This is a genomic window from Streptomyces sp. GMY02 (genome assembly GCF_019056675.1).
In the GTDB taxonomy this organism is placed as follows: domain Bacteria; phylum Actinomycetota; class Actinomycetes; order Streptomycetales; family Streptomycetaceae; genus Streptomyces; species Streptomyces odonnellii.
On the sequence record NZ_CP077658.1, the window covers coordinates 4498444 to 4521162 of the forward strand.

The window sequence follows — 22719 nt, forward strand, 5'->3', positions numbered from 1 at the left end:
GCCGCCCTCGGCATCACGGCTGCCGCGACCACCGCCTTCGTCCTTCTCGGCAACGGCGACGGCCCCACCGCCCCGCGGACGTTGACCTCGGACGAGGCGAACCGGCTGGCGGTCACCCGGTTCCTCAACTACCAGGCGGGTGGCCGGGCGGTGACGATCAACGTACCGAACGCCACCGGCGGGCTGGTCATCACCGGATCCATCGACTACCGCACGCATACCGGTTACGGGGTGGTGCGCGGGACCGGGCGGGACACGTCCAGCGACGGGCTGATCCAGTGGACGGACACCACCGTCCTGGTCCATCCCATGACAGACCCTCCGGCAGCCGCACCGGCGTTGCCGCCCGCGTCGGGTTGGTACAGCCGTCCGCTGCGGACAACCGGCATGACCCTGGACAGCTCGCTGGCCATCGCGCTCGGCCTCGGCAGCGACCGGCCGGACAACGCCACACTGCTGCCGCAGAGCGGCGCCGCATGGGTCGGGCAGGACCGTGTGCGCGGCCATCAGACGGACATCATGAACGGGCCGGACGCGAGTAGCAGGGCTGGTGCCGAGGCCGGTGCAACGGCTGGTGCCGGGGTCGACGCCAAGGCGGATGCCAAGGCCGGTACGTCACAGAGCGTGCGCTACTGGATCGGCTCGGACGGCACCATGTACCGGGTTCAGGCCGATATCGCCTCCGAGCCGCAGCCGGTGGTCTTTGACTTCGACACCCAGAAGTACGTCCCCGTCCAGCCGGTCCCCGGCGTCAAATCGGCGCCGGACACGGCCTAAGAGGGTGTCTTGCCGCCGCTCACGAGGTTTGCACCCGCGCACCGGCGGCGAGCAGCGACAGCGACGGCAGCGCGATGCCCGCGATGGTTGGTAGTGCCGGAACGTCCGGTACGACGGTGGCGCCGGTGGTGGTGGCACGAGGGAACTCCGGCTGCCGGCCGGGCGCGGCCACGTCGGTGAACGGGATGCCCGCAGGCGCCGTCGGATTCGCCCAACTGCCTGATGGTGTGGGGGACTTGGCGGGAACCGGGCAGGACGCGGTGTTCGCGAGCCCTGCCGGTACGGTCGTCCGAAGCGCGTTCCCCCGCAGGCAGTTGCCCCGGCCTTGGGTGGCGGTGGGGAACGTCCAGCCGACGTCGACGCCGTTGGCGGTGAAGGTGTTGTCCGTGATCCGGTTGCGGTCCGCCGTCAGGTCGGCGGTCGCGGTGATCACGAGCCCGGCGTTGGTGTTGCCGCTGATCCGGTTGCGGATGAACTGGTTGTCGCTGCCGCCGTCGACGCCGATGCCGATGCCCCAGCCGCCGTCGGCCTGTTCGGGCGTCTGCGTCTGCTGGTTGTCCGCGATCAGGTTGCCGGCGACGACGGCGTCGCGCTGCGGGAGCAGTTTCTCCTGGTGGTCGGAGTTGGTGGTCAGTCCGACGCGGTTGCCGACCAGACGGTTGCCGACCACGTACATGTCGCCGCCGGCGTTGGTGCCTTCGTAACCGACCGCGTTGAGTTCGGAGACGTTGTTCCGCACCACGATCCGACACGGCTTGCACTGGCCGACATAGATCCCCGAGTCCGCCGCGCCCGATGTGTAGGAGTGCTCGATGACACCGTTCTGCGCGGAGAACGCGTAGATGCCGTACAGGCCGTTGCGGGTCGCGGTCACATGCGAGACCAGGAACGACTTCAGAAAGCTGACGGGTTCGTTGCCGGTGTCGTAGCCGCCGCTCCCCGGCAGCCCGGCGACCGCCGCCGCCGAACCGGTGACCAGTACCCCGTTCTGCGTGTTCTTCTGCACGGTCAGGTTCTGCACGGCCACCCCGGGCGCTGCGACGACCACCCCGTTCGGCTGCCGTAACTGCCCGTCGATGACCACTCCGGCCCGGGACTCGCCCCGCAGTGTGATGCGGGGCGTGTCGATCTTCACCGACTCGTGGTACACACCCGGAGCCACCAGTACCAGGTCACCGGGCCGGGCCAGGGACACCGCATCCGAGATCGTCGGGGCGTCGCCGGGCACACGGATCGTCACCCGAGCACCCTCCGGCCGCCGGCCCTTGTCCGATCCGTCCTCGTCGCCACCACCGCCACCGCTGCCGCAGCCGGCCACCAGTGTCAGTGCGCCCAATACCGCCGCCATCACGCGAAGAGCTGGAAGAGCTGATCGAGACATGATCCCAGTCTGGCATGGCGGTGAATTCCCCGCCGGGACAAGGAGATTGAGCGGCCGGAACGAGGAGGTTGAATGAGCGGCTGGTACGAGGAGGTTGGCTGAGCGGCCGGAAGGAGGAGGTTGGCTGAGCGGCTGGTACGAGGAGGTTGGCTGAGCGACCGGGACGAGGAGCTTGGTTGAGCGGCTGGAACAAGGAGGTTGAGCGGCGGACGCGAGGCGGGTGTGGCACTCTGCACACCATGCCCCGCGCCGATCGCCACCCGTCACGCCGCGCGTTCCTCGATGTCACCGGCGCCACGGTGGCCGCCGGTCTCATCGCCGGGTGCTCATGGGACTCCGCCGAGCCGGGTCGGCCCGGCTCCGCCGAGCCAGGTCGGCCCGCCCCTTCCGCGGCGACCGCGGAAGGGCCGGTTCCGGCGACGGGCCGGCATCAGGCGGGAATTACGCTTCCCCAGTCGGCCCAGCGCAACCTGCTGGCCGTGGTGGCCGACCTCGGCACCGCGGTGGCGCCCGGCCCGTTACTGGCCGAACTCGGCGAGACCATCCGTACCCTCACCGCCGGGTCCGACCCGCGGCTGCTGGGCCTGTCCCCGGGGGACCTGACCGTGACCGTCGGCGTGGGTCCGCGGCTGGTACGGACGGCCGGTGCCTCACTGCCCGGCGCGGACGACCTGCCGCGGTTCTCCCGCGAGCGGATCGCGTCGCGGGCACGCGGCGGTGATCTGCTGATACAGATCTGCGCCGGCGACGCGCTGCTCGTACCGGTCGTCGCCGCCGCGCTCCTGGACCAGGTCGGCGACCGCGTCCGCGAACGGTGGCGGCAGTCCGGACGCCGCGGTACGAACGTGCCGGTCGCCGAGGGCCGTACCGCACCGCGCAACCTGCTCGGTTTCATCGACGGCATCGTGGGCCCGCACACGACCGCCGAGCAGGAACGTGACCTGTGGCTGGCCGGGCCCCCCGCGGTCGCCGGCGGCACCCTGGCCGTACTGCGGCGCATGGAACTCGACCTGACGCGGTTCGCCGCCCTGTCCGTCGCCGAGCAGGAGGCGGTCTTCGGGCGGCGCCGGTCCAGCGGCGTACCCCTCTCCGGCGGCACCGTCGCCTCGGGCCCGGAACTGGGCGCCAAGACGCCCGACGGCCGCTATCTCGTCCCCGTGGACGCCCACGTACGGAGGGCGAACCCCACCGTGGTCGGCGTCGGCCACATGCTCCGCCGTTCGTACAGCACCGACGAGCCCGCCCCCGGCCTGCTCTTCATCAGCTTCCAGAACGACCTGCGGACCTTCACGGCCACGCTCACCCGCATGGACACCTCCGACGCGCTGCTGCCCTTCACCACCACGACCGCCAGCGCGACCTTCCTGATCCTCCCGGGCTTCGACCGACAACACCCGCTCGGTTCGACTCTGTTCGGCTGATTGGGGCCGAGTCTGCCTGCCCGGGGCGCTTTGCGCGTTACAGCCCGGCCACTTGGACCAGTGACGCCCGGTCGCTCTCGTCCAGATGCAGACCGGCCAGCAACTCGTCGTCGGCCAGCAGGCGTTGGACCCAAGCCGCGTCGGCGACGAATGCCGCTCGGCACAGGGCCCGTTCAGGGTGGTCGTCCTCAGGGCCGCCGACCGCCAGGTCCCATGCGTTGGCGGGGTTGGTCGGTGCGGACAGGGCGGCGGCCACGAGTACGAGCCCGAACAACTCGTCCCGGCGTGGGACCGAAGGATCGGCGGTCAGTCGCAGCAGGTACGGGACGACCGCCGGCATCGTGGCACTGATGGACATTGGTCCCGACATGACAAGCCAGTCCAGTGCTCGCTCGGCCATCTCGGCCGCGTCGGGATCGAGCAACCCGCGCAGGATGACCGGGACATCGACCGGGCAGTCAGAAATGGACAACCACTCCACGTCCTCGCACCCTTCCAGTGCCGGATGCGGCGAAGCCTCTCGGCTCAGGTGCGGGTAGGCCGCCGTCAGAGCTGCTGCCGCGGCCACTGCTGCGGCCACACGATCCACCTTGCACACCAGCGTCCACCCCATCCGTCCGCCGGCGCCGTACTGGCGAACGTCGACCGCATCGACGCCACGAGTCTATCCGCGCTTCACCTTCACGCCCTTGAGTACCCGGCTGGCCCGTGCCCACCAGCGCATTTGCGTTCCTGGCAGAGGAGTTGAGCCGGGGCCCGAGGGTGGACAGCAGATGTTCGCTGGAACGGCGTCAGCCCGGACGCGGAAGCGCCCGGGCCACCGTTTGCCCTGGTGAGTGAGCGTCACCGCGACGCGCCGGTGGGGCGGCCCGGCTATGGCGCCACAACGGGGGTCAGTGCGCGTCGTAGCCCCTCACCTGTTCGTACTGGCCACCTCTTTGTACTGGTCACCTCTTCGTGCCGGCCACCTCTTCGTGCTGGAGCCGGACACGACCGACCGTCACCGGCGCGGACTCGACCGTGCTCGACGTCCCGTTGGCCCATGTGCCGGTCACACGAACGCTCACCCTGTCGCCGAGGTACTTCCCCGTGAGGTGGAACCGCGACTTGGTCGCGCCCGCCACCGGCTTGCCGTTCACGAGCCACTGGTAGCTGAACTTCGCATCCGGGACCCACTTGCCCGGGTCGGCGGTCACGTACCCGCCGACCTTCGGCGAGCCCTTGATGACCGGTGTGCCCGTCACCTTCAACCGGTAGTGGTAGAAGGTGACGTTGCTGGGACCGTTCGGGTCCGGCTGCTCCCGGTTGAGGATGTTGAGGGTCAGACCGTCCCGTGTCTCCAGGAACGACAGGCCTTCGACCTCCTGGTCGTAAGGAACCTTGAGGTTGAAGAGGACCTGGACCTCGCCGGTCGTCAGATTGGCGCGGGAGATGTTCTTCCCCGCGTCGTTCGAGGCGAAGTACATCCAGCCGTCATGGATCTTGCCGCCCTGGGCCTGGTCGATCGTCTGCGACAGCGGGATGTACTTCTTGAACGTCCAGTCGCGCAGGTTGTAGACGGCGATCTCCGCTGCGTTGTCATAGGCCATGCCGTAGGCGAGGCCTTTGCGCGCGTCGACGGCCACCCAGCTTGCGATGTCCTGCACGCCGTGCGGCGGGTTGAGGGCGGCGGCGTGGCCGGTGAAGCTCAGACGGGCGGCGTCGTAGACGGCGAACACAGGCGTGTCGTACCTGCTGCCGGTAACCGAATCGCGCGTGCTGGTGTCGAGCGAGATGTAGAGCTTGCCGTTGGCGTAGTCGATGTCGCCGATGTGGTTCAGGCCTTTGTAGGCGAGCGGCGAGGGGTTGGCCAATTCGGCCGGGATGGCCGGCGAGCTCTTGAAGATCGTGTTGTACCGCATGTCGGTGATCTCCAGCCCGTTGCTGCTGGAGAAGTACCAGTGGGTGCCGTCAGTGGTGACGCCCTGGCCGCGCGAGCTCTCGGCCGCGCCGGTGAACACGTCCTTGCCGATGAACTCCCACGTCTCGACCTCGCGCGCGGGCGCCGCCGCCAGGGGTGCTGCCGCCACCGGTCCGGCCGCCACCGGTACCGCCACCGCGGCCGCGCCGACCAGGGCGAGTCCGCCGATGAAATTCCTTCTGGTGAAACTTCCCATGATGACTCCATCTGATCTACCGACGGACGAGCTGCCCGCTGTGCCGGACTAAGTCGTACGAGGGCGAGTTTGCGCCACCACGGCGGCAGTGTGACCGCGTGCTTAACCTCGATTCATCAACGGCCATAGGCGCACGGTCGGGTCGGTGGTCCGGCCTGTTTGTCCCAGGCCGGTTCATCGGACCGTGGCCTCCGCCAAGCTGCGGAGGCCACGGCCCGAGGTCGCTCACTCCGCCAGAGTCAGGTGTTCGCCCGGCTCGATCCCTACTGTGCGGGCCACCGCACGGCAGAACTCCTCAGGCGGGCAGTACCGGTGCTCCGTGATGTAGTGGATCACCAGGTTGGGGGCCGCGTAGAACATGCCGTCCGCGCCCCGCACCCGGATTTCCGCTGATCCGAGCCACACCTCGGTGTCGAGGGCGGGGCCGCCGAGGATGACAGGCCGGTCGGTGCCACAGAACTCGCACTCGTGGATGCCGCGCATTTGATAGTCGTAGCCGACGCTGAGGGCCCTCAAGGCATCCACCACGCGCTCGTCCACGAGTCCCTTGCGGTAGTCGTGCTCCGGCGCCAACCAGCCGACGTTGAGCATCTCCTGGTCCGACTCGTCGTAGGAGTACCGCGACAGGTCGGGGTAGTGAGTCATTTCCTTGCTCCTCAACGCCGTGCCATGGTGCTGCTGAACAGGTTGCCGTCCGCGTCGTGTATCCGGTGGTGCGGGTCAGCCTGTCGGGACGGGGTCGGGAAGGGAACGCCCCGAGACCCGGGGTCGATCAGCAGCCGGTCAACGGCGGAACTGAGACCACGAACGTCGTAGGGCCCCACCGCACTTGGTGGGGCCCTACGACGTATTGCCCGGTGAGGCAATGGCGGAGGATACGAGATTCGAACTCGGGACCCCCCAACACGCTTTCCAACTGCTCACGAGGCTTTAAAAGAGGAAGCGGAGACGTTCTGACCTGGAATGCAGTAATTGTTGAGGGCTGGTTCGGACGGGGTGAATGAGACCCAAACTGAGGCCACCGCGACCCCGCCGCCGAGTCTGCCTAGTCGCCACTGCCGCTTCTGACCAGCACCGCTTCAGCTTTGCGCGCCTCCGAGTAGGCGCCACCAAGACCGATCAGCAGCTGCCGCTGCCCTCCCCCGGGTCACTCGTCCCGGAGACGGATCGCCATCACGGTCCCGTCGGCGCGGATGGACACTGCGTTCCACTGCTCCGATGTGCTGCGGTCCGGCCACTGCCCGCGTAGGGCGTGTACCTCGCGTCGGTATTCGTTGACGCGCCCATGGTGGAGGTGCATGTACAGATTCCCCTGGAGCCCGGAGAACGCCTCTACCCGGGTGCCATTGAGGCGGTAGATGTGGTCGGTGCCGACGAAGTCGATGCCGTGGACGCGGTGCTCTGCATCGCGCAGTCTGGCCGTGTTGGTGTGGGCGTCGTGCTGGAAGTGGCGTCGCCCTTGTTCCTTGGTCAGGTACTGGGCGGTGGGCTTGCCACCTCCGGTGAAGGCCATGAGCGTGGCTGCTTCCGTCCGTGCCAGCACGACGCTGAACCAGGCGAAGGAGTCGGGCAGCACCTGGAACCCGGGGACGGTCGTCTCCCCGCGGTCCGTGGGCCGCGCGACGTCGGCCATACGGTTTTCCTGCTTCAGTACGAGGTCCAGGTCGGCTCCCGATGTCTCTCCGGGTGGGCGGAGAAGGGTCGTGCCTGGCGCCTCCAGAATGTGCACGGCAAGGCTTTCCGCAGTGGGGATCTCGGTGCCGATGAGCAGGTACGGGACTGTGCCGTAGGGCCCGATGTGCACGGACTCCACGTGGGCGCTGGCCGTACCGAGCTGCTTCTGTACCTGATGAACGCTGCTGTGGGTGCCTTTCGAGGAGAGGAGCAGGACCTTGGACGGCTGCCCTGGTTGCCAGGCTTCGACGAAAAAGTGGGGCCGTCGCTGTAGCGGCTCCGGGCGAGCGCCGGTACCGGAGCCGCGTAGGGTCCAGCCGGCCTTCAGAGCGACGTCCGCCGGGATCACGGAGACCGAGTGGTCGGGGTACCGGGACCTGACGATGTGCTCGGCCAGCAGCGAGGCGAAGCCGGTGCCGATTTCTCCGGACTGGGTGGCCTTGTAGAAGCGCAGGAGATCGCGTCCCTCGGAAGACAGTTGCAGATAACGGCCCCGGTTGGCTTCCAATGCCTGGCTGTAGCGCAGGCTGCCCCAGTGCTCGGCGAGTCCTCGCCCCGCACCCTGGCGGGTGGAAGCGGCTCCAAGGCCGATGGAGTGGATGACCTGCCAGGGTGTGAGTGTCAGTGATTGCGGCGCCGTCCGGAGGGCTCGGTAATCGGTGCGTCGGCGCAGTGGACCCCGCCCGTCCTCCATCTCCATCCGTTTCTTGTCCTCCTCCGCCGCAGCCTTGGTGACCTGAGCGGCGAGTTCGGTGGACGAGCGGACCTGAACGTGGGAGGTGGTGCTCAGCTCTTGGAGGATTTCGGCGATGGCTTTGGATGCGTCCTCATTCACCAGGAACCCTTCCGTCGATGTGGTGTGGCGTGAGCCGGAGGACGGTAGGACGGGGCGGGGGAGCGCAAACAAGTACGCACGAGAGGGCGCAGGCCGGGATTCGGCCAGACCCGACGGCCCTGTCGGCGACGATTGGGGGAGGACCGCTACCTGCCGCGCAACCACGTCTCAAGAGCGCCGAAGTCCGCGGCGGTGAGGCCGTGACGATGGTCAATGCGGTGCAGGAAGGTTCGGGCGGGGTAGTGAACCTCGGCCCAGGTGCGGTCGGCGTTGGTGATCTCGTCGTCGAGCCAGGCAAAGGGGCGCCCGGCAGCCCAGCCGAGAAGAGTACGAGTCTTCCAGTGCAGGCCGGACGGGTCGGGCTCCTCGGAGGGCTCCGGCCACGTGACCACGGGGAGCTGCGGCAGACCCAGGAGCGGCGCGAGGCACTCGTTGGCCTCGGACTCCCACGTGGTGGCCCACACCAGATCGCACGGAAGAGCCAGCAACTTGGACCCGAGGGCGGGATCGACCCTGGCCAGCAGCGGATTCGCGCCGGCCTCCTGCGGCACGTACGTCGGATAACCGTCCGGGTACTGCTCTCGTGTCGCTCCGAAGGGGATCAGCGGTCCGTCCACGTCAAGGAAGAGGATGGGCCGCGGCAGGGAAACGATCACATCTGTACCGTACGGGCAGAAAGGCCGCCCCGGAAGCGGACCGACGGCGGCCCGCCCGGACATGGTCCCGCGGGTGCAACCCAACGTACTGCCCGGTGAGAGCAATGGCGGAGGATACGAGATTCGAACCCGTGAGGGGTTGCCCCCAAGACGCTTTCCAACTGTTCGTCTGGGGAGCCAGCCGGGTTCGTTACTGTCCTGACCCGGTCAGAAGCGGTTCCAAGGCGTGCCTCCGGACTCTGCGAAAGCGGTGACCGTGGACCTTAAGTCGTCCACCACCAAGTACCGAGACCCGATCTTCACCAAGACCTGAACGTCCAGCACCAAGTACACGACAAAGATCGTCGTGGTCGGCACCAGTGGCCGTTCGGCCTTCACGACAGACGGCATCGTCTACCTCAAGTGACGTGTACCAAGTAGCGAGCAAGAAGTACTGAGTGACACATGGCATCCCGGTCGGCGCCGTTCGCCGGCCGGGATGCTTGCTTTCTCCGCGTCCGGTGAAACATTTCCGCCGGGCCACCGCGTCAGTGGAGTGAAGGCGGGTCGGCAGCCGGGTGCCAAGGGGAATCGGGGGATTTGGGGGACCATGAGGCTCACGGGGTGGATAGGGCGTACGGGCGGTCAGTGGGCACGGACCTCCCGGGCCGATGACTTCAGGGAGTTCGCGGTCGGCCGTACCAACCAGCTCTTCCGATCCGCCTCCCTGCTGACCGGCGGCGACATCCACCTCGCCGAGGACCTGGTCCAGGAGACGCTCAGCCGGATGTACGCGTTGTGGGGGCGCGTCGACCGGATCGACAACCCTGCCGGGTACGCGCAGACCGTCCTCGTCCGCACCTTCCTCACGTATCGGCGGCGCCGCTCGGCGACCGAACGGCCTCTCGGGGAATTCCCCGAGCCGGCCCCGGTCCCCGGCGACGACCCCGACCTGCGGATCGCGCTGCTCGACGCGCTCGGGCGGCTGTCGGCCAAGGACCGCGCGGTGGTGGTGCTGCGGTACTGGGAGGACCGCAGCGTCGAGGAGACCGCCGACGCCATGCATGTCAGCTCCGCTGCCGTACGCACCAGATCGGTGCGGGCGCTCGCGAAGCTACGGGAGCAACTGGGCGGCAGATTCACCGAGTTCGCCGACCGCTGAGCGCCCGCCCACGGGGCCCAGCTCTGATTCTGTCCGGTACACAAGCAAGGAGTGGGGTCAACCATGCCCTCGGAAAAGACATACGAAGAGCCCATCGATGACGAATTCGGTGAGGCGCTGCGCCGCACCGGCGAGACGTTCACACCCCGGGACCGGGCCGCCCTGGTGGACGCCGGGCTGAGCCGGGGCCGTCGCCGGGTGGCCCGGCGACGCCTCGTGGCGGTGACGGGCAGTACGTTCGCGCTGGCCGCCATGGGGATCGGCGGCGCGTACGGCGGCTGGCTGCTGGGCGGGGGACAGGGAGGCGTACAGGGCGGCGAGATGTCCGTGGCCGCGTCGGCCTCCACGCCCACCGGCCCGGCGCCGAGCACCGAAGCGGACCTCATCGCGATTCTCACCGGGCTGCTTCCCGACGGAGAGCTGAAGAATCCGACGACGAACAAGTCCGACACCGTGGCCTTCAGCAGCGTGCGCGCGGTGTTCGACGACGGAAAGGGCGACGCCGCGATCTCGATCGGCCTCAGCCGCGCCGACGGCGCCGAGGCCGAACAGCAGGTGAACTGCCCCGACAAGGTCCTCATCGGGTTCGACTCCTGCGCCGAGACCGAACTGGCCGACGGCTCCCGGCTCATGGTCTTCCAGGGGTACGAGTACCCGGACCGCCGTGTGGACACCAAGCTCTGGCGAGCCGTCCTGGCCACCGCCGACGGGTTCATGGTCGACGCGAGTGAGTACAACGCTCCGGCCGAGAAGGACGCCGAGCTCTCTCGTATCGATCCGCCGCTGAACCCCGCGCAGTTGAAGGCACTGGTCACCTCGCACGAGTGGCGCCCGGCACTGAACGAACTGCCCACGCGCCCGCCCGCTCCGCCGGCCACCGGAGGCGGTTCCGAGACCTCGGCCGAAGCGGAACTGAACGTCCGTGACACGCTGGTCTCGCTGCTCCCCGCCGGAGTGGAGGTGGCCGGCGAGGGTGGCCAGGAGGGGTTCGTGTATCTGGTGCTGGACGACGGCAAGGGCCTGAGCTACGTCCAGGTCAATGTGCAGTCCGGTATGTCGGACGACGCGGACGTTCTGTTCCCCGATGCGACCACCCTGCCCGACGGCACGCTGCTCCAGACCTCGAAGAAGGCGGGAGAGAAGGGGATCGACGGCATCAAGATGTGGACCGCCGACACCCTGAGGCCCGACGGGCTGCGCGTCGTCATCTCCGCCTTCAACGCGGCCGACCAGGTCACCCCGGCCACCCGCGAGAACCCCGCGCTCACCATGAAGCAGCTCACGGCGATCGCGACCAGCCCGAAGTGGCTGACCCACCCGTAGTCCGTAACTCCGTGGCCCGCTACTCCGTGGCCTGCGGCGCCGTGTCCCGGGCCGCCGCGGGCCACGCGGTGGTCACTTCGCGCCGGAGTACCGCTTCACCGTCGCCGTCGTGACCGGTAACCCCGCACCGACGTTTTCCCGTGGCGATCCGCCCGGCCGGTTCCCCGGCCGCGCGGATCGCCACGGCCACTTCCTCGGCCTTCTTCTCCGGGCAGTGCACGATCACCTCGTCGCGCCGGAAGAAGACAGCTCCGCCCGCATCCCGGCGGCGCCGCGACCGTCCTCATGCTGCTCGGTGCCCCGGACCGCGTCATGACCAGATCACGGGCTGGGAGCCGGGCACCTCCGCACGGATGCGCGCGCGGTACCTGCACGTACCCGACGCCATGCTGAGCGATCTGGGGACCGCAGGAGAACGGCCCTGTGGACAAAGATCAGGGCAACGGCACCTGATGGATAAAACTGAGGGGCCCGACCGGCAACCGGTCGGGCCCCTCATGTCGCCTGTTGAGACGGGTGCGGAGGATACGAGATTCGAACTCGTGAGGAGTTGCCCCCAACACGCTTTCCTACTCTGCATGGCCGAATTTATCCCGGCTCGTGCGCGTCCACTCGCCAGGTCACAGACGGGCCTGCCGGGAAGATGAACGACTGCGTGTGGCTGTGAACGAGACTACGGATGAGACTGACCCCACGGCCCCCGCAAGTCTCGTAGCAGCGCCTACCGCTTCTTGCGGATCTTGCGCTTCTTCGTCTTGGCTTCCTTCTCCTTGCGTTGCGCGACCCGTAGGCCGACCAGGGGCCTTGGTGTTTCGCGCAACGAGACGTGCCAATCACTGCGAGGTTCCGACAAGCTGTGCCAGCTTTGGTGCGCGCACCACACCTGGATTGAGATGCCACTCCATACCCCCTACCGAGAGGCCAGTAACTGCATACCCATGGAGGCTTCTAACACAGCGCTTGCGTGAGGGAGGCGTCTACGCAACGCACGGAAGCACGCTCCGGGCAGCTACCGGAGACGAGTTGGCAGCTTCAAGCGCCACGCTCAAAGCGGGAAGCTGCCGGGGCTCGCCTCGGACTGCTTTCGAGGCCGCGCTGCGGGAGCCTGCCACGCGGTGCGGACCTGAACTTACGCTTGGAACACCCTCCATCTGTTCCCTCCGGCCAACACGTGGCGCACCTCGTGCCTTATGGGGTGCGACTCACCGGCTACGGATCTGCTCAGCAGAGAGTGACTCCACTATTGCCAGTAGCTCTTGCCCCCACGCACCATCCCTTATGTGTGGGGAGCCACCCAATCGGAGCGATGCCTCCAAGATCTCAGGCTCTACACTTTGAGCCCTCCGGGTTCCGCAGTACCCGCATAGGGCCACACTGAGGAAGGCCAGGAAATCACGCCCCCGAAAATACGGTGTGGAGCCACGCGGGCAAGTTGGCACCTTTTCTAAAGCTAGCTGCCCTGAGGCATATTGCAATAACGTTTTCTGGCCCGGCGAACCTTCTGACGTATCACTGAGAGCCGCACAATACCCTTGCAGTTTGAACTCTAGCGTCCGTTTGTCGATCTTGGTTCGCAGGTCCACCCCATCAAAGGCGAGTCCCCAGGAGTTCTCGACATTTGCCCGACGGAGGCGCGTCATAGGTTCCACCAGGCGGTACAGGTGATCAACGATGTTGACGATACCTCCTTTTATCTCAATTTTGTCAGTGCTTCCAAGTTCAGCGATTAGTGAAGCGGCTACGCCAGACACCGAAAGCATGGATTCGAGATCGGCATTCCCGTAGGCGTGTATCGCTATCCCTTCCCCTTCGAACTCGTGCACTTTATCGTCAAAATCGCGGTCAACTACACATGTGAAATAATCCTGTTGCCAGTTGTGGAGTATTCGGGCTTCCTCAAGTGCCGTGTCGCGGCTACCCGCTGAAAAGTAGCTAGCCTTCGCGCCGAAGGATCTTGCGAGAAGTCGTTCGTCTGAGGGGCCTTCGACAATAACGACAGGACGCTTGTCTACCTGACGGTTCAAACGAATGCGGTCGGCGAGTCTATCGAATTCCTTGAGCGATCCACCTTTCATGCCTCCACCTCTGAATCGATGCCGTCGAATGCGGGCTCGTCCTCTTCGGCTTCACTTTCCGTTTCCGATACTTCGGGCACTGCGATTTCTTTCACGATGTCCCACCTGCCCCGAATGATGGAGGTGGAGTGAGTCGCCAAGATGATCTGGAGGTCGGAAATATGGGCCACTTCTTCAATGTCATCCAAAAATGCATGCTTCCACGCTGCGTGCATTGAGATTTCTGGTTCGTCGATCAGTACAAGTGCGCCGGCGTGGGTGGAGAACAGTAGAAGCGTGAATACTGCAAGCAAGTGTTGTTCGCCTGACGAAAGCGCCCTCATCGGGAGAGGTTTATTATCATAAGTGGACCTAAAGCGCAGATTCCCGCGCGCGGTCAGGTCCAGCGACTTGCCGGTAAACTTTGATTCTACAATCGAACGAAGTAGCTTAAGCTTCGCGTGAATTGGCAAGAATGGCTGAAGCTTCCGTTCCCAATCATCCAAGAAGACGTCAAGGATTCTTCTCGTAGTTGGCGTAGTTCGTTGGTCAGGAAATGTCACGTCTACAGCGATGACGCTGATCCCGCTTGCGTGCAGTTCAGCGTGCTGATCTGCGATTCTCTGGTATCGCTCTTTTAGTTCCTTCTCTTTGACGCTAGTGTGGGCAGCTTGGAGCATCCTCGCGGCAAAGCTCTGATCCGCATCTAGGGACTCATTCAGGGACCTTCGCCGCGCCTCAGTAACTTGCGCTGCTACCTGGGCGCTGTATTGTTGAACTCTCGTTTGAGAGTGGCGGGTCACGCCTCTGGCGTAATTACTGGACTGCACACCTGCGTTATCCAGACGTTTGGTGTCAATGAAGATCGAGCTAGCTTCTTCATAGTATGACTCTAGCCAAGTGCCACGAATTTTCTTGATCCCCGCTTGGCGATCTGGTGTGTTATACCGGTGCTTCGCCATATCTGCCGGAATAACGCGACCGCTTCGCGTGTCGTACCACTCGCCACTAGGGATTTGCACAACCCAATTTGGGACCTCGGGGCCGTCTCCTTCGTCAGGCTCATGTTCCAAAAGCAAAGATTTATAAGCGCGGTTTGGCGGGACTCTGCCAAGGAACTTAAAAGCGTGATAGCCCTCCGCTGACTCCTGTCGAACTACACGCAATACCCTTTTATCTTCGAATGAGATCTTTACTTCTTCGAACTTGACGGAAGACAGTTCCTCCAGGTCCAAAACAGCAAGAGCGTGTAGTATTTTGAGTAGATGGGTCTTGCCGCTTCCATTTGGCCCCGTAATAATCGTAATTGGTGACTCGCCGGAAAAATCAACAGAGTGGTCCAGATAGCCGAATAGGCCCTTGACTTCAAAGCGCACCAACTTTTGCATTCGAACTCCCGGTTTCCATGACGTCTGGACTGGCGATTCTACTGTTGGCGAGGTCTCGTAGGAGAGAGAATGAAAAAATGGTCTCGCCGTAGGTCCCGCCCTGCTGATTTTGCCCGCCGACAGCACAGTGCTGGCATTTAGTGTGATGCGTCAGAAATGACGAGTCGAAGTCTGTAGGCTGTTTTCGTGGTGTCTCGGGGTCCTCGTGCTGTTGAAGTCGTACTGTCTGCCGAGGAGTGGTCGGAGTTGGCGCGCTGGGCGGGTGGCGCAGTGTCGGCCCGTGTGGCGGAGAGGGCCCGGATCATTCTGGCCTGTGCGGGGGGAGCGTCAAATTCCGGTGTAGCGGCCGACTTCGGGGTGTCCACGGAAACGGTGCGCAAGTGGCGCTCGCGGTTCGTGGCCCGGCGGATGGCGGGCCTGGTGGACGAGCCGCGGCCGGGCCGGCGCAAGCCGGAGCTGGTGCTTTCCGAGGCCGAGTGTGCGGAGCTGACGCGCTGGGCGCGGCGGGCGAAGACCGCGCAGTTTCTGGCCCTGCGGGCGAGGATCGTGCTTCGGCGCGCGGAAGGCGGGACGAATAAGGAGATCGCCGCCGAACTCGGTGTGTCGCAGGGAACGGTGAATCGCTGGCGGTCGAGGTTCATCCGGCTGCGGCTGGACGGGCTGACCGACGAGCCGCGTCCCGGCAGACCGTCCTCGATCCTGCTGGACCAGGTCGAGGACGTGCACACGGCCACGCTGGAGTCTGCCCCGGGCAAGGACACCCACTGGTCGCGGGCCTCGATGGCGAAGCACTCCGGGCTGTCGAGGTCCACTATCGGGCGGATCTGGAAGAAGTTCGACCTCAAGCCCCATCTCCAGGACGCCTTCAAGCTTTCCACCGACCCACGGTTCATCGTGAAGGTCGTCGACGTCGTCGGCCTGTACCATCACCCGCCCGAGAAAGCAGTGGTGCTGTGCGTGGACGAGAAGAGCCAGATCCAGGCGCTGGACCGGTCCCAGCCGGTGCTGCCGATGATGCCGGGCATGCCCGAGCGGCGCAACCACGACTACTACCGGCACGGCATCACCACCCTGTTCGCCGCCTTCAACATCGCCGACGGCACCGTCATATCGGAACTGCACCGCCGTCACCGGGCCATCGAGTTCAAGAAGTTCCTGGTCACGATCGACAAGGCCGTGCCCGCCGGCCTCGACGTCCACCTGGTCTGTGACAATTACGCCACCCACAACACCGCCGAGATCAAGACGTGGCTCGGAAAACACCCACGCCTCCACGTCCACTTCACCCCCACCGGCTCCTCCTGGATGAACCAGGTCGAGCGGTGGTTCGGCCTGCTGACGGACAAGCTCATCCGCCGCGGGGTGCACACATCCGTCAAGGCCCTGGAGCAAGACATCAGGGCCTGGATCGAGGGATGGAACAAGAACCCCAGGCCTTTCACCTGGACCAAGACCGCCGACGAGATCCTCAACTCCCTCGCCGACTACCTCACCAATATCAACCCGCCGACCACCAAAACCTGAAAAAGGCTTAGTCTCGTCATTTCTGGCGCATCACACTACTGAACTTGATTGCGTGATGTCGGCCTGTGCATGGTCAGGCCGGTGCCAGTGAGGCAGCCGTCGATGAGGTGTGATCGGTATTGGGTCTGCTTGAGGCTGCGCTTCACGGCGGTGGCGAGCTGGTCGAGGTTCGCGGCGGCGAGGTTGCCAATGGTCCGTTTCACCAGTGACCAGATGCCTTCTTGGAGGTTGAGGTCCGGTGCGTAGGAGGGGAAGTGGAAGACGGTCAGCCAGTCCTCGTTCGACGCGATGAACTCCTGCATCTGCGGCATGAGATGCGCTCTCGCGGCCTGAGGGGTAGTCACGGCGAAGTCCCGGCAGCCCAACGGCGCATCATCGATCCACTTCGGCAAGGACGGCTACTGGCACGGCTACGTCACCGTTGGAGTCAAGGACAACGGCAAGCCCGACCGCCGCCACGTCATGCGCAAGACCCGCGCCGACGCCACCAAGGCTGTCCGCGAGCTGGAGCGGAAGCGTGACTCCGGCAGCGTGCCGAAGGCAGGCCAGACCTGGACAGTCGAGTCCTGGCTGACCCACTGGGTCGAGAACATCGCGGCGCTGCACGTCTCCGAGAACACCATCGACGGCTACCGCGTCGCCGTCTACCACCACCTCATACCCGGCCTCGGCGCGCACCGCCTGGCGAAGCTTGAGCCCGAGCACCTGGAACGCTTCTACAAGAAGATGCAGGACAACGGCAGTTCGGCCGGCACCGCGCACCAGGTCCACCGCACCGTTCGCGCCGCCCTCAACGAGGCCAAGCGCCGTCACCACCTCACCGACAACCCGGCCACGATCGCCAAAGCGCCTCGCTTGGAGGAGGAAGAGGTGGTGCCGTACACGGTCGAGGAGGTTCAGATTCTCCTCGAAGTGGCCAACCGGCAGCGGAACTCGGCACGCTGGGTCATCGCTCTGGCCCTCGGACTGCGTCAGGGTGAGGTGCTCGGGCTCAAGTGGACGGATGTCGACTTCGACCTTGGGGTCCTGGTCGTCCACCGGGGGCGGTTGCGACCCCGGTACCAGCACGGCTGCGGGGACCGCTGCGGGCGCAAGCCCGGCTACTGCCCGCAGAAGATCAACATCCGCCGCGAGACCAAGGACACCAAGTCCCGCGCCGGACGGCGGCCCATCGGCGTCCCCGACGAGCTGATGAAGCTCCTCTCGAAGCACCGGGAGGAACAGGACCGTGAACGCCGCCTCGCCCGCGACCTGTGGGTGGAGAAGGGCTACGTCTTCACTTCGCCGGCCGGTGAACCGCTCAACCCGAACACGGACCACCACAAGTGGAAGGAACTCCTGGGGGCTGCCGGTCTGCGGGACGGGCGCCTGCATGATGCCCGCCACACCGCCGGCACCATCCTGCTGATCCTGGGGGTTCCCGACACCGTCGTGGACGCGATCATGGGCTGGGAGCCCGGCCAGTCGGCCCGGATGCGCCGCCGGTACCAGCACCTGACCGACCGCGTCCTCAAGGACACGGCCGACAAAGTCGGCGGCCTGTTGTGGTCCTCTGACGCTGAATAACTTGGCGCTTCAGAGCCGGGCTCGCTGAATATTTTATTCGGTGAGCCCGGCTTATTCCTGAAGTGAAATCCTGGAGGGCGAGTGCCCGTCGGCAGCCCGAAGGGCATGCTTGAGCCGTTTGGTAGCCGGCCGACAATCGTTGCGTCGGCAAATTCGCTTGCATGTCAATACCCCCTCGAGTCGGAGACCGTGTTCCTTGCTTCACTTTCCTGCCCCGAGTTCGACGGGTGTTCGTATCGCCGGTGACCGGTACCAGTGGCTGGTCGCGTGGCAGGGTTGTGTCATGGCGCTGCGTGACGCGGCGCTGCGCGTGCCGAACCCCGTGGTGGCGGTCGGTGTTGAGGCGGACGGCGTGGGGAACGTGGATGACGTCGTCTTGTACCGCAGAGAGCCACCGCACACCTATATGCAGGTCAAGTACGCCGTGGACAGTTCCTCGCCCGTCAACGAGGAGTATTTGCTCAGGCCAAGCGGCCAGGGGGGCCCGTCGATCCTGCGCAAAGTGGCGCAGGCATGGCAGCAACTCACCGGGGACGGCACTCCCGTCGATCTTGCGCTGTTGAGCAACCGGTCCCCGGACACCGGGGATCCGCTGATCTCGCAGCGGGATTCCCGCACCCAGTTGCTCGTGCCGAAGGGGGCGCAGCAGGGACCGCGATCCAAGAGGGGACAGGCACGCAACCGTTGGGCCGCCGGTATCGGGCTGAGCGAGGAGAGGCTGCTGGATCTGTTGAAGGTGTTGCGTTTCGACCTGGCACGGGATGTGGTGCATCTTCATGAGCACCTTCAGATGATGATGTTCGCGGCCGGGCTGCGGTTCAACGAGGAGGCCATGCACGCTGGTGCGGACTGGGTTGCGCGCCAAGTCGCTGATGGGCAGCGCAGGCTGTCTCTGGCAGATGTCAGGGAGGCGATTCGGTCTCTGCGTCTGGAGGTTGGCTCGTCCCGAGCAGTGCTTTCCGTCGCCACTTTGAAACAAGACCCGATGGCAGAGGACGCTGATTACGCGGTGGATTGGGCGGACCGTTTCGAGGGCGCCTCGCCCTACGTCAAGCGGCGTCCGCTGGCCCCGGCGACGTGGGCGCAGTTGCAGGCGGACATCGATGCGGCACCGTTTCGGATGCCGCCGGGCGCAACCTCCATAGCCGTCACCGGCAGTCTGCGTCTCGCGGCCGCGTTTGCGGTCGGCGCGACCTTCCGCATGGTGACCGGAGTCGACCTGGCCGTGGCTCAGCGCGGACAGGTTTGGTCCTCCACTGCCCAGTACAGCGCTGTGCTGACCCCGGACGTCGAAGAGCACGCTCTCGGACTCGGATCCGACCTCGCCGTGGCCATCGCGGTCGCCATCGACCCTACCGAGGACGTACTCGACTTCCTGCGGGAGCAGCGGGCGCCCGTCTCCCGGCTGCTGGTGCTGCGCCCGCCCGGCGGCGCGAAGGACAACTCCATCCCGGATACGGCCGCGGCCAGCGCTCTGGCAGTCGGCATCCGGGATCTGCTGCGTCGTGCCTGCCGCGCGCACCCCGCGATCCACCTTTTCCAGGCCGGCCCGATGGGCTTGGCTCTGCTGCTGGGCAACCGGTGGAACCGCCTGCGACCCACCACGGTGTACGAGGACGTCAACGGGCAGCAGGTGTATGAAAAGGCATTCGTCGTAGACGCGTAGAAACCCCGGCCGCCAGTCCCGCGGTTTCGCTGCCCGGGGGTGAAGCGTCCCCCAGCGCGCCCGATGCGGTCGTGGGGGACGGGCGTGACGGCGTCACGAACCGACAGGCACCCCCCCGCAGCGACGGCCAGACGAGTTCCAGTCCGAAGGGCATTGTCAGTGGGTGCCCGTAGCGTGAGAACGAGCAGCCATCGAAGGTCCGTTTCTGGCCGCGCGCCCCGCAGGGGCTCGCACCTGGGGCGTGCACCGGGCTGAACGGCGAGTCAGGGGAGGCACACTGCATGGGGATCAACGAGGGGTTCGACGCGCTACAGAAGGCCGTCGACGAGGATATTGAGAAGACGCGCCTGGCCCGCGGGCGCCGGGACCTGTTCAAGGAGGCGCTGCTGACAGAGCCCGACGTTCTCGAGACGTTCGGATCGGGCTCCTTGAGCCGCAGCACTCAGCTCAAGCCCATCCACGACGTCGACATCGTGGTCGTCTACGACCCGGACGAGCACCCCGATTGGGGGAGCAGCGGGCCGAGCGCGGAGGAGGCCCTCGAGCACATCCGCTCTCAGGTCAACCGGCTGCTGAGCCAGAGCAAAGGCACCCACGCCACCGTGGTCAGACACACCCTGCTGCGTAACCACGCCGTCAAGTGCTTCCTTGACGACCGCGACGACCCGGAGGCTTTCACTGTCGACGTCATGGCCGCGTTGCGGCAGCCCGACGACTCACTGCTCATCCCCGAGCAGCTCAGTGCCCGGTGGGTTCCCGCCAACCCCGAGTACCTGATCAACATAGTGGCCGAACGCCAGCGGGCCTGGTCGTACTTCCGGCCCCTGGTCAGGCTGCTCAAGCAGTGGCGGCTCGACGCACCGGTCGAGGGACGCGTCAAGTCCCTCGTCATGGAGGTCCTCGCCCTGCAGTGCCTGCCCACGTCCGGCAACCGCTCCCAGGGGCTGAAGACGTTCTTCACTGCTGCCGCGGTCCGAGTCAACGAGGGTGTGTGGGACCCGGCCGGTCTGTGCGGCGAGATCCAGCCCGACCTGGACCGCCAGGGCCTGTCGGATGCGTTCGCCGAGGCTGCGGACCTGGCGGACCAGGCTTGCGCGGCGGCGGCCGAAGGCGACACCGACGAGGCGCTGCGCCTGTGGCAGAAGATCTTCGGCGAGGACTTCCCGGCCCCGGCTGCGGCACCGAAGAAGACCAACTCGCTGATCGGCGCGCCCGCGCTCATCACTGCCCGCCCCATCAAGGACGCGCCCCAGGGATGACGACCGCACCTGCTGGCGGCACCCGCACTCCCATCAGCTGGTGGGAGTGCGAACCACGCCGACTGCGCCGAGACCACGAGGAGATCCCTACCCGCTTTCCCCACCTCGTGTTCAGCGCCGAGGGAGCGGGAGGGTGGCAGGGAACGCTGCCCCGCTGGCCGTTCGACCGGCCCGAGCCCGCCTGCCTCACCGGCTGGATCGGCGAGAGCGGTCTCCAACTGCGCCTGGAATACAGCCAGGCATACCCCATGCTGGCTCCCCGGATCTTCCCCCTCGACCCGCTGCCTGAACCGTTGGAGTGGACCCAGCACCGCTGGCACGTCAACGGCGACGCCAGCTTGTGCCTCCTGCGCGACGACATATGGACGGGCCGTGAGTCCGCGGTCGACCTGTTGCTTAAGGCTGCTGGCTGGCGAATCGAGTACGCGTTGATGAAGCACCAGGTGATCGAGCACATGACCGGCAGCGGAATCGTCACTGACCACAGCCTCGACCACCTTCTGGCCCAGCTCCCAGAACCCGAGGCCACCGACGGGCACGGTGAGCCGGACACCGCCGGGCAGGACGGTCCCGCGTGCTGATCCTCATCCCGCACGCCGCCGCGGCCAGACTCCGCACCGCAGGCTCATCAGGGCGACTGTCGTTGCGCATCAGCCCGCCTGACGACCTTGCCGTCGTGAGCGGCATCTCCGAAGGAGCATCAGGAGCCATCATCTCGGTGGATCCTCCCGCACCCCGGAGCCGACTGCTTGCGAGCTGCGACTCCCGTCCCACCGGCTACTGGTACCGGGCCACCGATGAACTCCACGCGCTCTGGTACCACCTGCGCGTACGGCGCGGCACCTCTTTGACGCTTGACGCGTTTAAGGACGCCGTGCCCAGCGGTTTCAAGGCGCCGGGCGCCGGCGCCTATGTGGCCATCACCCACGCCCCTGGCGTGAAGGACGCGTTTCCCGAGAGCGGTCTGCCCGACCTCCTCGCCTGGCACGTCACCCGCGCAGGCATCCAACCGCTCGAGGCGTCAGTCGAGCCCGAAGCGACCGGCATCCCGCAGCTGGAAGGGCACTGGCCCGTCGAAGAACTCCGCAGCGCACGCGTCATGTTGATCGGGGCGGGGAGTATCGGCTCGGCCACCGCACATGCGCTGGCCGGATACGGCGTCGGTCACCTCACCCTCGTCGATCCCGATCGCCTCCAATGGCACAACCTCGTCCGGCACACCAGCTCCCGCAAACACATCGGCCGTGCCAAGGTCACCGCCCTGGCCGAGGAACTCGCCTCACTGCGCCCCGACACCTCGGTCACACCTCTTGCCCTGGACGCCATCGAGCACGCTGATCAGATCCGTGCCCGCCTCATGGACACCGACCTCGCCATCTGCGCGGCTGACGGAGTGGCCGCTCGCCGCGTCACCGGTCACCTGGCCCGCCGAGCGGGCCTCACCGCCGTCCTTGCTTGCGTCCTGGAGGACGGAGCCCTCGGCGAGATTCTCCGGCTGCGCCCGTGGCCCCAGCATGGCTGCCTGACCTGCCGTCGCCACAGCCTCACCGAAGCCGGCAGCCTTAACCCCGAGCCAGCCCTAGACGCCGGATATGGCACCGGCACCCGGCACCGGCCGATGACCGCCGTCGGCCCCGATCTCCACCTCGTCGCCCACCTCGCAGCGAAGACCGCCATTGCCACCCTGCTCGAACATGCCGGCCACCCCGCTCAGCGCCTGCCCGGAGAACACGCCCTGCTCGGACTGCGCCGCCAACCCGCCTGGGCACCGCCCTTCGACCTCGATCGCACCGCCGAGCTTCGCTGGCTTCCCGCCACCCCGCCCAGATCCGGCTGCCCCACCTGCGAACTGCCATGACCCCGCAGCCCGTGACCGTCGTACACCTCACTGTCCCGGC

19 protein-coding genes and 1 pseudogene are annotated in these 22719 nt (G+C 66.2%); 11 read left to right on the top strand and 9 right to left on the bottom strand.

From position 1 onward, the window contains the following. The first annotated feature begins 12 nt into the window (after positions 1 to 12). Positions 13 to 777 carry a hypothetical protein gene (locus tag KQY30_RS18890; RefSeq protein WP_217311159.1) on the top strand — a complete coding sequence of 255 codons (765 nt, stop codon included), beginning with the start codon at positions 13 to 15 and terminating at the stop codon, positions 775 to 777. 19 nt (positions 778 to 796) lie between these two features. Here KQY30_RS18890 and KQY30_RS18895 read toward each other — a convergent pair whose 3' ends face one another. Further along, positions 797 to 2158 carry a right-handed parallel beta-helix repeat-containing protein gene (locus KQY30_RS18895; RefSeq protein WP_217307846.1) on the bottom strand — a complete coding sequence of 454 codons (1362 nt, stop codon included), beginning with the start codon at positions 2156 to 2158 and terminating at the stop codon, positions 797 to 799. Positions 2159 to 2397: 239 nt separating this feature from the next. Between KQY30_RS18895 and KQY30_RS18900 the strand changes: the two genes are divergently transcribed. Beyond that, the gene (locus KQY30_RS18900; protein ID WP_217307847.1) at positions 2398 to 3579 is read left to right on the top strand and encodes a Dyp-type peroxidase; all 1182 of its coding nucleotides are present in this window, start codon (positions 2398 to 2400) and stop codon (positions 3577 to 3579) included. 37 nt (positions 3580 to 3616) lie between these two features. On the opposite strand, the gene KQY30_RS18905 is transcribed toward KQY30_RS18900, so the two are convergent. The 5 genes from KQY30_RS18905 to KQY30_RS18925 form a co-directional block, all read right to left on the bottom strand. After that, positions 3617 to 4051: a hypothetical protein gene (locus KQY30_RS18905; RefSeq protein ID WP_254407210.1), complete on the bottom strand. Its 435-nt coding sequence runs from the start codon at positions 4049 to 4051 to the stop codon at positions 3617 to 3619. A 475-nt stretch (positions 4052 to 4526) separates the two neighbouring features. Next, the gene (locus KQY30_RS18910) at positions 4527 to 5735 is read right to left on the bottom strand and encodes a hypothetical protein (RefSeq protein ID WP_217307848.1); all 1209 of its coding nucleotides are present in this window, start codon (positions 5733 to 5735) and stop codon (positions 4527 to 4529) included. Positions 5736 to 5960: 225 nt separating this feature from the next. After that, positions 5961 to 6380, bottom strand: coding sequence for a hypothetical protein (locus KQY30_RS18915; RefSeq protein WP_217307849.1), 420 nt, complete (start codon positions 6378 to 6380; stop codon positions 5961 to 5963). A 502-nt stretch (positions 6381 to 6882) separates the two neighbouring features. Continuing rightward, on the bottom strand, positions 6883 to 8244 hold the full coding sequence (locus tag KQY30_RS18920; RefSeq protein ID WP_217307850.1) for a hypothetical protein: 1362 nt from the start codon (positions 8242 to 8244) through the stop codon (positions 6883 to 6885). A 146-nt stretch (positions 8245 to 8390) separates the two neighbouring features. Further along, positions 8391 to 8897 (bottom strand): HAD domain-containing protein, encoded by a 507-nt coding sequence (locus tag KQY30_RS18925; protein ID WP_254407625.1) that lies wholly within the window; start codon positions 8895 to 8897, stop codon positions 8391 to 8393. A 592-nt stretch (positions 8898 to 9489) separates the two neighbouring features. On the opposite strand from KQY30_RS18925, the gene KQY30_RS18930 reads away from it, so the two are divergent. The 3 genes and pseudogenes from KQY30_RS18930 to KQY30_RS36555 all read left to right on the top strand — a co-directional run. Next, positions 9490 to 10041: a SigE family RNA polymerase sigma factor gene (locus KQY30_RS18930; protein WP_217307852.1), complete on the top strand. Its 552-nt coding sequence runs from the start codon at positions 9490 to 9492 to the stop codon at positions 10039 to 10041. 63 nt (positions 10042 to 10104) lie between these two features. After that, positions 10105 to 11364 (top strand): hypothetical protein, encoded by a 1260-nt coding sequence (locus KQY30_RS18935; protein WP_217307853.1) that lies wholly within the window; start codon positions 10105 to 10107, stop codon positions 11362 to 11364. A 270-nt stretch (positions 11365 to 11634) separates the two neighbouring features. Beyond that, positions 11635 to 11817 (top strand): annotated as a pseudogene (locus tag KQY30_RS36555) (site-specific integrase); the annotation flags it as partial. Between the two features lie 749 nt (positions 11818 to 12566). On the opposite strand, the gene KQY30_RS18940 reads toward KQY30_RS36555, so the two are convergent. Together KQY30_RS18940 and KQY30_RS18945 are read right to left on the bottom strand one after the other, a co-directional pair. Continuing rightward, the gene (locus KQY30_RS18940; RefSeq protein WP_217307854.1) at positions 12567 to 13439 is read right to left on the bottom strand and encodes a hypothetical protein; all 873 of its coding nucleotides are present in this window, start codon (positions 13437 to 13439) and stop codon (positions 12567 to 12569) included. Next, complete coding sequence (locus tag KQY30_RS18945; RefSeq protein WP_217307855.1) at positions 13436 to 14806, bottom strand: AAA family ATPase; 1371 nt, start codon at positions 14804 to 14806, stop codon at positions 13436 to 13438. Before KQY30_RS18945 ends, KQY30_RS18940 begins: the two co-directional genes overlap by 4 nt. 186 nt (positions 14807 to 14992) lie before the next feature. On the opposite strand from KQY30_RS18945, the gene KQY30_RS18950 reads away from it, so the two are divergent. Next, positions 14993 to 16330, top strand: a complete 1338-nt coding sequence (locus KQY30_RS18950; RefSeq protein ID WP_217307856.1) for an IS630 family transposase — start codon at positions 14993 to 14995, stop codon at positions 16328 to 16330. Positions 16331 to 16365: 35 nt separating this feature from the next. Here KQY30_RS18950 and KQY30_RS18955 read toward each other — a convergent pair whose 3' ends face one another. Further along, positions 16366 to 16674, bottom strand: coding sequence for a transposase (locus KQY30_RS18955; RefSeq protein WP_302185366.1), 309 nt, complete (start codon positions 16672 to 16674; stop codon positions 16366 to 16368). A gap of 118 nt (positions 16675 to 16792) precedes the next feature. Between KQY30_RS18955 and KQY30_RS18960 the strand changes: the two genes are divergently transcribed. From KQY30_RS18960 to KQY30_RS18980, 5 genes are all read left to right on the top strand, one after another. Beyond that, complete coding sequence (locus KQY30_RS18960) at positions 16793 to 17896, top strand: site-specific integrase (protein ID WP_254407212.1); 1104 nt, start codon at positions 16793 to 16795, stop codon at positions 17894 to 17896. 283 nt (positions 17897 to 18179) lie between these two features. Next, on the top strand, positions 18180 to 19562 hold the full coding sequence (locus KQY30_RS18965; RefSeq protein ID WP_254407213.1) for an SAVED domain-containing protein: 1383 nt from the start codon (positions 18180 to 18182) through the stop codon (positions 19560 to 19562). A gap of 281 nt (positions 19563 to 19843) precedes the next feature. Beyond that, a complete protein-coding gene (locus KQY30_RS18970) occupies positions 19844 to 20821 on the top strand; it encodes a hypothetical protein (protein WP_217307858.1) in 978 nt (325 codons plus the stop codon). Beyond that, complete coding sequence (locus KQY30_RS18975; RefSeq protein ID WP_217307859.1) at positions 20818 to 21402, top strand: hypothetical protein; 585 nt, start codon at positions 20818 to 20820, stop codon at positions 21400 to 21402. Before KQY30_RS18970 ends, KQY30_RS18975 begins: the two co-directional genes overlap by 4 nt. Next, entirely contained in the window at positions 21396 to 22679 is a 1284-nt protein-coding gene (locus KQY30_RS18980) for a ThiF family adenylyltransferase (protein WP_254407214.1), read from the top strand. Before KQY30_RS18975 ends, KQY30_RS18980 begins: the two co-directional genes overlap by 7 nt. Positions 22680 to 22719 lie beyond the last annotated feature (40 nt).